21 protein-coding genes are annotated in these 12904 nt (G+C 37.7%); 13 read left to right on the forward strand and 8 right to left on the reverse strand.

The window, feature by feature from the left end; all coding sequences use genetic code 11:
• Positions 1-109: 109 nt before the first annotated feature.
• Both IHV09_RS04480 and IHV09_RS04485 read left to right on the forward strand, forming a co-directional pair.
• Positions 110-976, forward strand: coding sequence for a YitT family protein (locus tag IHV09_RS04480; RefSeq protein WP_197194571.1), 867 nt, complete (start codon positions 110-112; stop codon positions 974-976).
• A gap of 142 nt (positions 977-1118) precedes the next feature.
• A complete protein-coding gene (locus tag IHV09_RS04485) occupies positions 1119-1931 on the forward strand; it encodes a BsuPI-related putative proteinase inhibitor (RefSeq protein ID WP_197263731.1) in 813 nt (270 codons plus the stop codon).
• A 69-nt stretch (positions 1932-2000) separates the two neighbouring features.
• Here IHV09_RS04485 and IHV09_RS04490 read toward each other — a convergent pair whose 3' ends face one another.
• Together IHV09_RS04490 and IHV09_RS04495 are read right to left on the reverse strand one after the other, a co-directional pair.
• The gene (locus IHV09_RS04490) at positions 2001-2261 is read right to left on the reverse strand and encodes a NifU N-terminal domain-containing protein (protein ID WP_197127505.1); all 261 of its coding nucleotides are present in this window, start codon (positions 2259-2261) and stop codon (positions 2001-2003) included.
• A gap of 26 nt (positions 2262-2287) precedes the next feature.
• On the reverse strand, positions 2288-2740 hold the full coding sequence (locus IHV09_RS04495) for a GNAT family N-acetyltransferase (RefSeq protein WP_197263732.1): 453 nt from the start codon (positions 2738-2740) through the stop codon (positions 2288-2290).
• Between the two features lie 148 nt (positions 2741-2888).
• Between IHV09_RS04495 and IHV09_RS04500 the strand changes: the two genes are divergently transcribed.
• A complete protein-coding gene (locus IHV09_RS04500; RefSeq protein WP_197191284.1) occupies positions 2889-3476 on the forward strand; it encodes a GDSL-type esterase/lipase family protein in 588 nt (195 codons plus the stop codon).
• Between the two features lie 22 nt (positions 3477-3498).
• Here IHV09_RS04500 and IHV09_RS22785 read toward each other — a convergent pair whose 3' ends face one another.
• The 3 genes from IHV09_RS22785 to IHV09_RS04515 all read right to left on the reverse strand — a co-directional run bounded on the left by IHV09_RS22785 (position 3499) and on the right by IHV09_RS04515 (position 4986).
• Positions 3499-3888, reverse strand: coding sequence for a DUF3813 domain-containing protein (locus tag IHV09_RS22785; protein WP_197263733.1), 390 nt, complete (start codon positions 3886-3888; stop codon positions 3499-3501).
• A gap of 2 nt (positions 3889-3890) precedes the next feature.
• The gene (locus IHV09_RS04510; RefSeq protein ID WP_186320544.1) at positions 3891-4034 is read right to left on the reverse strand and encodes a hypothetical protein; all 144 of its coding nucleotides are present in this window, start codon (positions 4032-4034) and stop codon (positions 3891-3893) included.
• Positions 4035-4173: 139 nt separating this feature from the next.
• A complete protein-coding gene (locus IHV09_RS04515) occupies positions 4174-4986 on the reverse strand; it encodes a Cof-type HAD-IIB family hydrolase (RefSeq protein ID WP_197127509.1) in 813 nt (270 codons plus the stop codon).
• A 141-nt stretch (positions 4987-5127) separates the two neighbouring features.
• On the opposite strand from IHV09_RS04515, the gene IHV09_RS04520 reads away from it, so the two are divergent.
• Positions 5128-5904 (forward strand): prolyl oligopeptidase family serine peptidase, encoded by a 777-nt coding sequence (locus IHV09_RS04520; RefSeq protein WP_197263734.1) that lies wholly within the window; start codon positions 5128-5130, stop codon positions 5902-5904.
• Positions 5905-5907: 3 nt separating this feature from the next.
• Here IHV09_RS04520 and IHV09_RS04525 read toward each other — a convergent pair whose 3' ends face one another.
• Positions 5908-6099, reverse strand: coding sequence for a hypothetical protein (locus IHV09_RS04525; protein WP_153238689.1), 192 nt, complete (start codon positions 6097-6099; stop codon positions 5908-5910).
• A 102-nt stretch (positions 6100-6201) separates the two neighbouring features.
• Between IHV09_RS04525 and IHV09_RS04530 the strand changes: the two genes are divergently transcribed.
• Genes IHV09_RS04530 through moaD form a run of 4 tightly spaced genes read left to right on the forward strand, consistent with a single transcriptional unit; the run spans position 6202 to position 8706 of the window.
• Positions 6202-7521, forward strand: coding sequence for a molybdopterin molybdotransferase MoeA (locus IHV09_RS04530; protein ID WP_255520065.1), 1320 nt, complete (start codon positions 6202-6204; stop codon positions 7519-7521).
• Complete coding sequence (gene mobB / locus IHV09_RS04535; protein ID WP_197263735.1) at positions 7461-8009, forward strand: molybdopterin-guanine dinucleotide biosynthesis protein B; 549 nt, start codon at positions 7461-7463, stop codon at positions 8007-8009. Before IHV09_RS04530 ends, mobB begins: the two co-directional genes overlap by 61 nt.
• Positions 8006-8467, forward strand: coding sequence for a molybdenum cofactor biosynthesis protein MoaE (locus tag IHV09_RS04540; protein WP_197127513.1), 462 nt, complete (start codon positions 8006-8008; stop codon positions 8465-8467). The genes mobB and IHV09_RS04540 overlap by 4 nt, the downstream gene beginning before the upstream one ends.
• The gene (moaD, locus tag IHV09_RS04545) at positions 8464-8706 is read left to right on the forward strand and encodes a molybdopterin converting factor subunit 1 (protein ID WP_231618127.1); all 243 of its coding nucleotides are present in this window, start codon (positions 8464-8466) and stop codon (positions 8704-8706) included. Before IHV09_RS04540 ends, moaD begins: the two co-directional genes overlap by 4 nt.
• 287 nt (positions 8707-8993) lie before the next feature.
• On the opposite strand, the gene IHV09_RS04550 is transcribed toward moaD, so the two are convergent.
• Positions 8994-9287: an HNH endonuclease gene (locus tag IHV09_RS04550; protein ID WP_197127514.1), complete on the reverse strand. Its 294-nt coding sequence runs from the start codon at positions 9285-9287 to the stop codon at positions 8994-8996.
• A gap of 97 nt (positions 9288-9384) precedes the next feature.
• Here IHV09_RS04550 and IHV09_RS04555 point away from each other — a divergent pair, with 97 nt between their 5' ends.
• Both IHV09_RS04555 and IHV09_RS04560 read left to right on the forward strand, forming a co-directional pair.
• Entirely contained in the window at positions 9385-9708 is a 324-nt protein-coding gene (locus IHV09_RS04555; RefSeq protein ID WP_197127515.1) for a hypothetical protein, read from the forward strand.
• Between the two features lie 90 nt (positions 9709-9798).
• Positions 9799-9978 (forward strand): YjzC family protein, encoded by a 180-nt coding sequence (locus tag IHV09_RS04560; RefSeq protein ID WP_137789873.1) that lies wholly within the window; start codon positions 9799-9801, stop codon positions 9976-9978.
• Between the two features lie 38 nt (positions 9979-10016).
• Here IHV09_RS04560 and IHV09_RS04565 read toward each other — a convergent pair whose 3' ends face one another.
• The gene (locus IHV09_RS04565) at positions 10017-10196 is read right to left on the reverse strand and encodes a YjzD family protein (RefSeq protein WP_197127516.1); all 180 of its coding nucleotides are present in this window, start codon (positions 10194-10196) and stop codon (positions 10017-10019) included.
• 393 nt (positions 10197-10589) lie between these two features.
• Here IHV09_RS04565 and IHV09_RS04570 point away from each other — a divergent pair, with 393 nt between their 5' ends.
• The 3 genes from IHV09_RS04570 to IHV09_RS04580 all read left to right on the forward strand — a co-directional run bounded on the left by IHV09_RS04570 (position 10590) and on the right by IHV09_RS04580 (position 12901).
• The gene (locus tag IHV09_RS04570; protein ID WP_197127517.1) at positions 10590-11327 is read left to right on the forward strand and encodes an alpha/beta hydrolase; all 738 of its coding nucleotides are present in this window, start codon (positions 10590-10592) and stop codon (positions 11325-11327) included.
• A 113-nt stretch (positions 11328-11440) separates the two neighbouring features.
• The gene (locus IHV09_RS04575; protein WP_197263736.1) at positions 11441-12352 is read left to right on the forward strand and encodes an NAD-dependent epimerase/dehydratase family protein; all 912 of its coding nucleotides are present in this window, start codon (positions 11441-11443) and stop codon (positions 12350-12352) included.
• A 369-nt stretch (positions 12353-12721) separates the two neighbouring features.
• Entirely contained in the window at positions 12722-12901 is a 180-nt protein-coding gene (locus IHV09_RS04580) for a ComZ family protein (RefSeq protein ID WP_197127519.1), read from the forward strand.
• Positions 12902-12904 lie beyond the last annotated feature (3 nt).

Genomic DNA, 12904 nt, shown 5'->3' on the forward strand with positions numbered 1-12904 from the left:
AAAAGGCAATGATCATGTTTAAAAAATAGCTCTTATGACTATTGACGCGGGGTATCTTTATCTGTTAAAAATGAATCTTGGATTAATGAAAAAGGAGGGACTCTCACTTATGACAGAACGTTTTCGCTTAAGCGACTTAGGTATAACTGAACTAAAAAAAATCTTTTTTATCATTGTAGGAGCCCTGCTTAATGCCGTATCTCTTAACATGTTCTTAATACCGGCAAAAGTTTATGCTAGTGGATTTACTGGGGTTTCCCAGTTGATTTCATCCTTACTCGTTAACACTGCTTTCCCGATCAGCACTGGTATTTTGTACTTATTGTTTAATATTCCTGTTACGATTTTAGGCTGGCTGAAAGTAGGAAAGTCTTTTACGGTATATAGCTTCTTGAGCGTTATCATGATCACGGCATTTCTAGAGATCATACCCATAACCGTTGTTTCTTCTGATATTTTGCTGAATGCTGTGTTCGGCGGAGTTATAGCAGCTTTAGGTGTAGGTGTTACCTTAAAGTATGGAGCTTCAACAGGTGGACTTGATATCATTGCTATGATCTTATCGAGAATGAAGAACAAACCGATCGGTGGTTATTTCTTTATCCTAAACGGTTTGATCATCCTCGCTGCAGGTTTCCTATTTGGATGGGAGAAGGCGTTATATACGCTTGTAGCTCTCTATGTATCATCTCGTGTTATTGACGCGGTACATACGCGTCACGAAAAGCTTACGGCGATGATTGTTACTAAGAAGGGGAATGAGATCCAAGAAGCCATCCACGGTAAGATGGTTCGAGGAATAACGATCGTACCAGCAAAAGGAGCTTTCTCTAAGCAAGATAAAGAGATGCTTATCATCGTTATCACACGATATGAACTATATGATTTAGAACAGGTTCTTAAAGAAGTTGATCCGAAAGCCTTCACAAATATCGTGCACACAACGGGCATCTACGGCTTCTTCAGAAACGACTGAGGGGGGTCTGACCCCACACAATTACAAAACTTCACTTTTGTACACACGGTATGGACAAGGTCCATACCGTGTGTTTTTTTGCGAATGTTTTCAATAAAATCACCATATAAAGGTAAGAATGAAAGTGAGGTGATTTGTTAACATGAAGCCATATAAAACGACCGTTATAGTCTTTCTAACCGTTTGTGCGGTTATTTTTCTAATATCAGCTTGCAGCAAGGAAAAGGAGAAGCCTAAAGAAAAACAAGGTGAAGTAGCTTCTCAGCTTAGTCCCGTTCTATCCATCCAACAAAGAAACGATGGCATTGATATACTAGCTGTTCTCGAGAACCAAAGCAATCATACAGTAACTTTATCATTCAACAGTTCCAAGATGTTCGATGTTTCTATAGTGAATTCTTCAAGTAAAGAAGTTTTCAGGCATTCTAAAGGGAAAAACTATGAGAAAAAACAAGAGGATGTACAGATAAAAGCAGGAGCAAGTCACATTTGGAAAACAAAGTGGAAACTTTCTGCTGCAAAAAGAAAAGCCGGGATCTATAAAGTGAACGCAACCTTTCTACCGAATGAAATCTCACCTGGTTCATTGAAGACTGAGAATGTAACAGTGAAAGAAACGCTCACTCTTCAAGGAGGAACTGGAGAACTGAGAAATAATTCTTTTCGAAACATACACTTTTCAGGAAAAGACGGTAGTTACAAAGTTTCAGGAGAGGCGAGAGTATTTGAAGCATCTTTTGGCTATTCAGTATCTGATGGTCATAACGTTTTTATTGAAAGACATGAACAAACAGCTGAAGGTGCACCAGCTTGGACTCCATTCTCGTTTAACATTAACATTCCGGAGGAAGATTTACCTATAAACGGCACCCTCATGCTTGAATTGTATAACTACAATCCTAAAAATGGGGGAAAATCAGATACACTAGCGGTGCCGCTTCAATCATTCAAATAGACGTTAGTCATGCTTACAAGTTTATAACAACAAAAAAACCAGCCTAATCATATAGGCTGGTGTGAACATTTAAGCATTCTCTTCTAATGCTTTTTGAATTTCTGGCATTAATTCGTTCCAGTCACTGTCGTTCGTTTTATTTACTGTAATAAAGTTTTCAAAACCAAAAATTGATTCTACGCCATCAATGGATAATAGTGCTTTTGCTAGTGTTGAATCTGATTCATCACCTACGCGTGCAGAAAGTCTTCCTTCTAAAAATTTCTCTGAACCATCAAATTTAATTGCGTTAGGATTCGGTGTTGGTTGTATTGAAAATTCTACTGCCATTACAAACACTCCTTCAAAGTATAGTATTAAAAATGAAATGCATATCTTTTAGAGATGATATCATGGAAATCCAATGAATTATACAGATGCTTCGTAACGGAGTTATTGATACCCGTTTCGAGTTCAATGGATTTAATGCCATCTCTTTCGGCCCAATAGATCAAGTGTAGCAAAATTTTACGGGCAATTCCTCTGTTTCGGTGTTTTTCATGTACATAAAGCTCATTTAACCAAAGATATGGTCCGCCGATACGAAGACTTACTCCCAAGTTGAAGAAGGCTAATCCAATCACGGAATTTTCTTCTTCGGCAATGATAATTCCGCTTTTTTCTGGGTTTTCAAGTGCCATCTTAATACCAGCAAACGTTCTGGATTTCTCTTCTGGTTCACCGTCCATCGTACGCTGCTGTAAGAATAAATGCGCAATTTCTTCAATGATATGAGATTCAGCTTCATTCGTTACACGATATATTTTCATACAATGCCCCCAAAATTACTCTAAAACATAAGATATCTCGCTCACATAACACATTATAACAAAAATAATGAGAATTTGACGTTTGATAAATGGTAATTTCTTTCGAATAGTTTAAATAGAGAGATTTAAAAGAGGAGATGAGTAAGAAATGAAGACTCTTGTTTGTTTTGGAGACAGCATCACTTCAAAAGAAAAGAGTAAAGATGGCTCACTTAGATTAACTTCCCGTTTAAGGCAAGAACTAACCGAATGGGTAGTTATGAATGCTGGAATACCTGCAGAAACAACGAGAGCTGCTCTAGTTAGACTACAAGATGACGTTCTAAGGCATCACCCTGATTTTGTAACCATTCTTTTTGGCGCGAATGATTCAAGCGATCATAGACTTATTCCATTAAAAGAGTACGAAAAGAATCTAACTTATATGGTAAATAAAATTGGGGCAGAAAAAGTGATTTTGATCAGTCCAGCTCCTGTATTTGAGAAACAGCAAATGGCACGTACGAATGATAGAATGAAAAAGTATGCACAAACGGTTAAAAAGGTAGCGAAACACGAGGGAACATCATATGTACCTTTGTTCGAAACACTAGTGGAAAAGAACATTCAAAAATACGTGATAGATGATGGTCTTCATTTTAATAAATTCGGATATGAAGAATTAAGTGAACTTGTGCTAAGAAAAATCAAAACATTGACAGCCATTACATTCCCAAAAAAACAGCTTTCTCCGTGAAAAGAGAAAGCTGTTTCTAGTTCTATTTTAGGCGATCGGGATTGTCTTCCAATAAGCTTTCAGCGTCTTCTAAACTTAAGCCAGTGGCTTGTGTAAAAGATTGAGGCTGACCTGACTCTGTATGTTGGTTTTCTGCATGTTCAGATTTAGAATTGACAGAAGACGAAACACCAGCGTGGCCATCCAATTCTTTTTGGAACTCAGCCAACTGAGCTCGCTCTGCATCAGACGAATTAGCCATTGCAGAAGAAAGAGCATTCTGTGCAACTTCCTTGTCATGACCAGAAAGTTCAGCATGAGGGGCATGTTCACTGTTAGATATCTTGTGATTTAAATCATGTGTGGAATGTTGTACCTTTCCAACAGCCTGTTGAACAGCATTTCTCGCGATTTGAAATAATCTGTTTGCCATCGTTATATGCCTCCTAATGAATTTCTTTCTTCTTTTTCCCGTTTGCGATCTTGTTGCTCATCTTTACTGAAAGCCATAGTTGTTTCCTGACTTACCATATCGGCTCCTTGCTTAGTTGCTCGTTTGGAACGACTCTTTTTACTCATTTTAAATTCCTCCTTTTCTCCCGTATCTTTAGTTTTTACCGTAAGAAGTACAATATGTAGCTAAAGGCTTCAAACGTTTTAAAAAAGAAATGGAAAAAAAGATCTCCAGCTGACATTCAGCAGAAGATCTTTATCGTGATTAAACAAGTTTTAATATATTTTTTAAGTAATGAGCAATACCTTCTTCTTCGTTTGTAAGGGTTACATAATTCGCTCGTGATTTAAGTTCATCGATCGCATTTCCCATTGCCACTCCATGCCCTGCGTATTCAATCATTTCAAAGTCATTGTCTTCATCGCCAAAAGCTACGATCCGATCTTGTGGGATGTTGTAGTATGCAGCGATTTTTTCCAGGCCAGAGGCTTTGCTGATACCAGAACGAATAACCTCTATAATATTCCATGGAGCTGCCCAAACTCTTTGGTCGACAACTTCGGCATGCTCCTTTTCAAGCATCGCTCTTAACTCTGGAATATGATGATCCTCTGGATGAACAAGAATTGCGGTAGGGTCATCTTTCAAGGTTTTATGAAGGTCGCCAATTTGAAGAGGATTTTCATTCATGATGAAAGTATTAACAATCACTTCATCAGGTTTTTTTAAATATACATCATCAAGAACCTCGACCATAATATTCTTAACTTTAAACGTCTCACAGGCTGAAATGATACGTTTAGCAACGTCAAGTTCAAGTGGGGAATGGTGAATTCCGAAACTTGCATCATGTGGGTGATGAACAAATGCACCATTAAAGTTCACAATGGGAGTGTTGAGTTCTAGCTCCTCATAATACATGTTTGAAGAACGAAAAGGACGACCAGTAGAAATACAAACATGGTGACCATGATCGATCAATTGAAAAAGTAGTTCTTTTGTTTTTCTAGGAATTTTTTTCTCATCGTTTAATAAAGTTCCGTCAAGATCTAATGCAATTAAGTAAGGTTGTGTCACGAAAGTACCTGCCTTTTTTAGGATGCTTATATAAATTGTATTATTTTACTTACAAAAAGTCTATTCATACAGGGCGTCTTTCATGAAAAAGAAACATGTCTCATGATAAGATGGAAAAAAAGAGAAAGAGGAGATACACACATGGTATGTATACAAAAAGGAACGATCGGCGATATTCCTTTCTTACTTGCGGAAAAAAAAGAAAATGCGGGTAAACCGTTGCCGCTTTTTATTTTCATACACGGATATACGAGTGCAAAAGAGCATAATTTACATTTTGCATATTCACTAGCTGAAAAAGATTTTCGAGTCATATTACCAGATGCACTTCATCATGGTGAACGAATCGTTGCAAACCCTCCAAAGTCGATGGAGTATGATTTCTGGAATATCGTTCAACAAGGTATTCAAGATGTGAACAATATAATGGATTGGGCAAAAGAAAACGAATTTGTTTTGGAAGATCAATTTGCAGTAGGAGGAACTTCTATGGGAGCTATCATTACTTACGGTTCACTCGTAAATAACCCGATGATCAGTGCCGGATGTGCACTCATGGGAACACCAGCTCATCAAAAGTTTGCTAAATGGCAGATCGAAAGAATTCAGAAGGCAGGTTACGATATTCCTCTTACACTAGAAGAGCTTGAAGAATCAATTTCTACATTGAAGGATTTCGATCTTACATTAAATCTTGAAAAGCTTAATAACCGTCCATTATTCATTTGGCATAGTGAAGCTGATGCAGTAATACCATATGAGTTTGCAAAACCTTACGTACAAACCTTAACCGAAAAGAATAGTTCATCGGTGTATATGAACGACAAAACCTCCGGACACAAAGTTTCACGTGCTGCCTATTTAAACGCAGTAGAGTGGATTGCACAACAATTGAAAGTAAAAAAAGAAACGGTGTAAAGATTACCCCGTTTCTTCAAGCTTAAGCCTATATGTTCTTTTTGGCTGATACATATGGTCGATTTCGTCAATTTGCTTTTGTAGAGAATGCATGATGCGAAGGGACCAAACTCCCTGTTCGTTAAATTCTTCTGGGATGTCGGTTATGGTTACTTTATAGCCGGATCGGTGGTAATATTCATAAGAAACCTTCATTCGATCAACATCCTTTCCATAATTTAAAAAAATAATAACAAAGAAAAAGATAAAAGTAAACTGAAAAGTGTATATATTCTGAAAATTAAAGGAGTGGGAATTTTGCCAGTCACAAAAAGAACACCACTACCTATTGCTGAGGCAGTAAATAAAATCATGGAACACACCCGTCTATGGGAAATTGAAAAAGTTTCAATCATGGAGTGTGATCATCGAATATTGGCAGAGGATCTTACAGCTACCCATGATGTTCCTCCTTTCAATCGGTCACCATATGATGGTTTCGCAATTCGTTCTGTTGATACGAAACATGCATCACTGGATAACCCCATTACATTAAATGTTGTAGAGACGATAGGGGCAGGACAAGTTGCTATGCGTGAAGTGAAGAGCGGGATGGCAGTTCGCATTATGACAGGTGCACAAATCCCGGATGGTGCTGATGCAGTTATCATGCTGGAACTAGTAAAAGAGCTTGTTAACGATAGCGAAAATCAAATCATCATAAAACGATCTGTTAAAAAGGATGAAAACATTTCCTTTCAAGGGGAAGACACACAAAATGGAACACTCTTAGTAAGAGCAGGAACAAAAATCACTCCAGGAATAGTAGCGATTCTCTCAACGTTTGGTTATCACACCGTTTCTGTGTACAAAAGACCTATCGTAGGTATTCTTTCAACAGGAACAGAACTTCTCGACGTAAAGGAAGAACTGCAGCCAGGAAAAATAAGAAACAGCAATGCATACATGTGTGCAGCACAAGTTAGAGCGATGGGAGCAGAAGTAAAGCTCTATCAACATCGTGAGGATAACTTTAATTCTTTATATAAAAGTATTAAAGCAGCACTGCAGGAAACTGATGTTTTGATCACAACAGGTGGTGTATCTGTTGGTGATTATGATTTTCTTCCAGAGGTATACAAAAAGCTTGGTGCAGATGTTCTTTTTAATAAAATTGCCATGCGTCCAGGCAGTGTTACTACCGTTGCACGTTATGAAGATAAATGGCTTTTTGGCCTTTCAGGAAACCCGTCAGCTTGCTTTGTTGGAGCTGAACTTTTTGTAAGACCTGTAATTTTAAAAGGAATGAACATGTTAAAACCACACTGCACAGTTACAAACGCAATGCTTTCGAGTGATTTTCCAAAGCCTAATCCGTTTACTCGATTTGTTAGAGCTGTATTAACTGAAGTAGGCGGTGGAAACATCGTAAAGCCTGCTGGCCTTGATAAATCAAGCTCAGTTTCCTCTTTAGTAGAGGCAAACTGTCTAATTGTTTTGCCTGGAGGTACAAGAGGTTGGGAAAAAGGAAACGAGGTTGGTGTAATCACATGGCACGGCGAAGGGAGCGAATGGCCGTGGGATCACCCGTTATTCTCCAAGTCGTCGGTTATCAAAACAGTGGAAAAACAACACTAATAAAAAAATTGCTCAAAAGGTTGGCGGAACTCCATCTACAAACAGGAGTGATTAAGCATCATGGTCACGGAGTTCGGGTAGATCATAATGATTCTGGAAAAGATACAGAGCAACATCGAAGCGCCGGTGCGCATGTAACATGTGTGATTTCATCTGAGAACTCAATATTGACTATGAATTCAGAATTACCATTGAATAAAGCAATCGCCATATACGAAACCCTTGAAATGGACTGTATTCTAATAGAAGGTTATAAGAATATACAATTTCCGCGAGTCGTACTTTTACGAAACAAAGCAGAAGATATTGATCTATTGATTCATTCTCGTGACGTGATCGCAACGATCCATTTGAACAAGTCTTTAGTAACACCAATTCAGAGAACAGGCAGTCCTAGCCCCAGATTTACAAGGGATGATGAAAAGAAGTGGATGGATTGTATAATAACATACATCATTCAAGAACATCGCAAGGAGAGTGGGTCATGAAAAGATTTAATATCACGGAGAATTCTATAAACAATCAAGAAGTCATTGATCAAGTGGTCCATCACAATGCAGGTGCCATTTCTGTCTTTATCGGTACGGTTAGGGAAATGACTGGAGAAAAACAAACGAAGTTTCTTCATTATGAAGCATATGTACCGATGGCAGAAAAGCAGCTTGAAAAAATCGGTATAGAGATTCAAGAAAAATGGCCGAATGCGATTACGGCTATAACACATCGAATCGGAACCCTCCAAATATCTGATATCGCGGTTACGATTGCTGTATCTACTCCTCATCGGCAAGATGCATTTGAAGCAAGTAGATATGCAATTGAGCGTATCAAGGAAATAGTGCCCATTTGGAAAAAAGAGCATTATGCAGATGGAGAAGAGTGGGTAGGCAACCAAAAAGGTACAAAAACTTATCCTGCTGGACACCCAGAGGGAGTGAAGAAATGATGATAAAAATTTTATTGTTTGCAAATTTGGCGCAACAAGCCGAAACAGAAAGAGTTTCTATTGAAGTAAAATCTCCTCTTTCTGTAGAAGAAGTAAGAAACATGCTTCAAAATCAAGTCGGAAAACTATTTGGAATCGAAAATGCACTCGTTGCTGTAAATGAGGAGTATGTAGATTTAACGGATCAAGTAAACGATGGGGACACGGTTGCTTTCATACCACCTGTTAGTGGGGGTTAATGACTAGTGATTGTTAAAAACCGAGAAGTATTATTTTGAAAGTAGTTGATTTTGACGAAAATCAATTTGCGTATGTAGAGAACTAGAAACATGCAAAAGCAAAAAAACTTATAGAAAAAAATGAAGGAACCTGCCTGACTATTTACTCCGTAGGTTCCTTTTTGTTTTGTTCAAAACAAGATAAACAGAGATTTTTATTATTTACGATGTGACCTTGAAAAAAACCGTCCACACAATATAAATTTTTGGCGCAGATTGCACAGTTCCCTACAAGTTCCTTCATTCCTTCATCTCCTTCGCTTTAAACGGTTTGATTTTTTCATTCGAGGTAACGCTGATGAGGGCTGTTTACGTAGCCATTTTAAGAATTTTTTTAGTTCTGGCGCATCTCTTAACTTTTCAACCGTGTTGTAAAGTAACGCTAGCTCAGAATTTGTATACAAAAAGTGAATCTGTTTATGACAAGGGATACATAGGTTTGCGGTGGCAGAGAATCTGCCGCCTTCTTCTTTAGGTATTAGGTGATGAACGGTTAATTCGAGTGGTTCTCTTCTACAAAGCTCACATGTACCTTTCTCCAAGGTTTTTCACAATCCCTTCAACTTAGAATATCTGTCTATAGATATATGTACCATCTTCTTTTCCTTTGAATAGGATGTGGTAGAAGGAGGGGGTAATATGTATCCGCAACCATATCCGTATGGAGGATCACAAAATTTTGGTGGGCAATCGGCGGGAATGGGTCGATCCCCATTTAAAAAAATGTATAAAACATGCTTAAAAAACAGAAATCAGCATGTGCAATTAATGTTGATGGATGGTGCAACATATACAGGATTTATTGAATATGTCGACCAACAAAACGTTTATTTTGCTATCCCTTATGTAGAAGAAGCTCAAGAAAATCGCAACTCAGAAGCGCAATATGATGTAAGAGGATATCAGATCTATCGATGTATGTTTCCGCTTCATGCTGTGGCAGGAGTAAACGGAGCGTTTTAAGGGAAATTTTGATGGAATCCTTCTTTTTTTAGCAAGAGTTATCAGTGTAAGCGCGGGTAACCTATAGAAGAAAGGAGGGTACATCAACGTATGGGGCAAAATAAACATTTTAAACATGGCCAGAAAGCACCAAATAACGGGATGTATGTAGAAATTGGTGAAACAGGAAGTATGGTAAATGATCCGCAGCAGGTCCATTTATCAGCCGGTGACCGATTTCCAGAGACAACGAATCATAACAGAGTTTGGACATATAAAAGAAAGCCATAGCAAAAATAAAAACCCGGTAACTAACCCGGGTTTTTATTTTATATTTCTTCGCTTTTTGCTGGTAATAACTCACCAAGAATAGAAATAATGACTGTAAATACTACTCCAAAAATACAAGCTGTTACGAAATCGAATGTTCCGCCTTGCATTGAAACGAGCACATAAAAAATCATATTACTTAATAATAAAGACCATATTAACGTCCAAATATAACGCATGCCACATTCACCTCTTTATGTAAACGAATTCTTTACCCTTCTGTATAGTAACAAAAGTTGAGATAAAGGGAAAGATTCTTTGTGTAAATAATCGATCAATAATCCATAAATGTTAGAAATTTTCATAAATTGTTCAAGCTTAACAGGATAAGGAATGAGTACGAAGAAGAAAGTACATATAAAATAGACATTAATATTCGGAGGGATGAAAGATGGAAGAAAAGTTGGATGAATTGAAAGCGTTAGAAGAACAAGAAGAAAAGAATTTGACTTCTGAAGGAAAACAAACGTTAGAACAATTGAAAAAAGAACTTAATTCTTAGGCAGATAACTTTAGCTAATTTGTTTCCCCTGCATACATTGGTTAAGAAAAGCGAATTCGAGGGGAGAAATGTGAGTATCGACAAACGCACTTTCCAGATAGACAATCAATGGAATATTATACACCTACCGAAGCAGCCGAACGGTTTTGGCGTCATGATCATTGGCGATTGCAGTCATTATGTTGATGAGCATACAAGTCTTTGGAAACAAAACACTGAACGTGCAAATCTCATTCAAGCCCTCAAAAATCAAGGATATACCATCTTTTATTCTAACTTATACGGAAGACATTGGGGCAGTCCGAGAGCAGTCATTCTTGCAAAGCGACTATACCACTATGTTATGAAGCATGAAATATTAAACCCGAATATTCATTTGATCGCAGAGGGTATGGGATCACTTGTTGCACTGCAGCTTATGGAGGATATGGAAAAAAATATTCGCTCCGCCTTATTTATAAATCCTTGTATAGACCTGCAGCATCATTTTAATCATGAAAGACAGAACCGGTTATTTTTTAAACGGCTGAAAAGAGAAATTATTTCTGCTTACAACTCGGAAGAAGATATTGATTCATTTATAGATAAACTACCTCAAACAGAACAACTTACAGCGAAAACTCCTGTTCAGATATGGCATGCGGCACGCGGTGTTGCATTTAATTTTAAAGAACACAGCAGGCCATATGAGAAGAGAAGACAAGAGATTGATGCGCCTATATCATTATCTATTCATGTACCTGAAGCTACGTTTAATCCGGCAAGGGCCTTTCAAGAATATTTTAAAAACCATGAAAAAGTGTTATAGAAACTCCATTACGGTAGTACGTGATGGGGTTTTTGTGTGCAAAAAAAGTATCGTATTCTCTCGAGTATCACCATAGGATAGTAAGAGGAGAAAAATGGACTGGAGGCTCTTACATGAAAAAGGCATTTGTAACAGGAGCGGCAGGGTTTATCGGTTACCATTTGTGCAGCCGTTTGTTGGATGAAGAAGTGGACGTCGTCGGCATTGATATGGCAGAATCTCCAGACCGGATTGATTTTATTGCACGTCATGCCGGATTTCAATATCTTCCTTATGATATTAATGAAACGGATCTTCAACCACATACAAACGGCTGCGATGTAATTTTCCACCTAGCTTGCTCAGTCAAACCAACAGCACCGTGGGCGAATATTGAAGATGAAGTGCAAAGAAACGTATCCGTTCTTAAAAAAGTCGCTTCATTAGCTAATAGTGAAACAAAATTAATTTATGTATCTTCCTATGATGTATATGGTAAAAGACAGGGTGATGTTTTGGAGACTTCACCAAAAAATCCAGAATCCCTTTTTGGTCTAATAAAGCTAACGGAAGAAAATATCGTAAAACAACTTGCTGAACAGCATGATTTTCCGTTCGTAATCATGAGACTTCCTACTGTCTATGGACCCGGACAGCCCGAACATCATACGTACCAACAGGTGATTTCAATAGAGGACCAAGACCAGAATAGGAATGATTCGATCTCCAAAGATTCTGTTACAGAAGACGTATTGTTCGTTGATGACGCAGCTGAGGCATTATTCTTGGCAGGTAAATCAACCGCGAAAAATGAGATCTATAACATATCTAGTGGCAACCAGAACCAATGGCTAGAAGGATTAACAGAATTAAAAGCAGATCAATTAACATTTAAAGAAAAAAGAAAGATGCGGATTAAAGGCGAAAAAGCGGAGACTGAGCTCGGGTTTCGTGCGAAAACGAAAATAAAAGAAGGCATCATGAAACAAATAATGCATTTTAGAAATAGAAATAAAAAATCAAAGCCAAATTCTAAAGAGATTTAGCTAAAAAAGGTGTCCTGAAGATTTTCGGGAGCACCTTTTTTTCGATGTTTAGGGAAGTTTACGGACTAAATGAATGGTAGTGGAGGATAGGTTATTTTGTAGTTTATCAATGTCGAGGTATGTCGCCTAGCAAGTAAATGAGAAAAACTCGCTGGATTATTGCAAAAACCCGCCGTAATAAGTTTCACATTTCTAGGATTATTTCAAAAATTTCTTGAATTAATTGTATGGATACCCTAGCCAGTATAATCGAAATCATAGTTGGCTTGAAAATTAATCACAAAACGTTTTATCCACCGAACATTTTTCTTTATAATAGAAAATGGGTTAAAAAACCTTTTACATAATGTAAGGGAGGAACTTAAGAAGATGGATACAGAACGCAATATGAAATTTATGCAGATCGCTATGTCACATCTGCCAGAAGCACAAGCTTTTTTAGAGAAAAAAGGAATTGAGCTTGGCATGGAGGATGTGCAGCCGATGCTTCAGCTTTTGATGAACGTAATGAACGATGCATACGAACTCGGAAAAGAAGAGGGTAAGTAAACA

It is taken from the genome of Fictibacillus sp. 23RED33, from assembly GCF_015903925.1.
Classification (GTDB): domain Bacteria; phylum Bacillota; class Bacilli; order Bacillales; family Fictibacillaceae; genus Fictibacillus; species Fictibacillus phosphorivorans.

Coding starts and splice junctions, on each gene's coding strand:
- IHV09_RS04495 (WP_197263732.1), bottom strand. CDS start 2,740: ATGAAAATATATCGTGTAACGAATGAAGCTGAATCTCATATCATTGAA.
- IHV09_RS04565 (WP_197127516.1), bottom strand. CDS start 10,196: ATGCGTTATATTTGGACGTTAATATGGTCTTTATTATTAAGTAATATG.
- IHV09_RS04480 (WP_197194571.1), top strand. CDS start 110: ATGACAGAACGTTTTCGCTTAAGCGACTTAGGTATAACTGAACTAAAA.
- IHV09_RS04560 (WP_137789873.1), top strand. CDS start 9,799: ATGGGGCAAAATAAACATTTTAAACATGGCCAGAAAGCACCAAATAAC.
- IHV09_RS04510 (WP_186320544.1), bottom strand. CDS start 4,034: ATGAGTAAAAAGAGTCGTTCCAAACGAGCAACTAAGCAAGGAGCCGAT.
- IHV09_RS04525 (WP_153238689.1), bottom strand. CDS start 6,099: ATGAAGGTTTCTTATGAATATTACCACCGATCCGGCTATAAAGTAACC.
- IHV09_RS04555 (WP_197127515.1), top strand. CDS start 9,385: ATGTATCCGCAACCATATCCGTATGGAGGATCACAAAATTTTGGTGGG.
- moaD (WP_231618127.1), top strand. CDS start 8,464: ATGATGATAAAAATTTTATTGTTTGCAAATTTGGCGCAACAAGCCGAA.
- IHV09_RS04490 (WP_197127505.1), bottom strand. CDS start 2,261: ATGGCAGTAGAATTTTCAATACAACCAACACCGAATCCTAACGCAATT.
- IHV09_RS04485 (WP_197263731.1), top strand. CDS start 1,119: ATGAAGCCATATAAAACGACCGTTATAGTCTTTCTAACCGTTTGTGCG.
- IHV09_RS04575 (WP_197263736.1), top strand. CDS start 11,441: ATGAAAAAGGCATTTGTAACAGGAGCGGCAGGGTTTATCGGTTACCAT.
- IHV09_RS04540 (WP_197127513.1), top strand. CDS start 8,006: ATGAAAAGATTTAATATCACGGAGAATTCTATAAACAATCAAGAAGTC.
- IHV09_RS04500 (WP_197191284.1), top strand. CDS start 2,889: ATGAAGACTCTTGTTTGTTTTGGAGACAGCATCACTTCAAAAGAAAAG.
- IHV09_RS22785 (WP_197263733.1), bottom strand. CDS start 3,888: ATGGCAAACAGATTATTTCAAATCGCGAGAAATGCTGTTCAACAGGCT.
- IHV09_RS04520 (WP_197263734.1), top strand. CDS start 5,128: ATGGTATGTATACAAAAAGGAACGATCGGCGATATTCCTTTCTTACTT.
- IHV09_RS04580 (WP_197127519.1), top strand. CDS start 12,722: ATGGATACAGAACGCAATATGAAATTTATGCAGATCGCTATGTCACAT.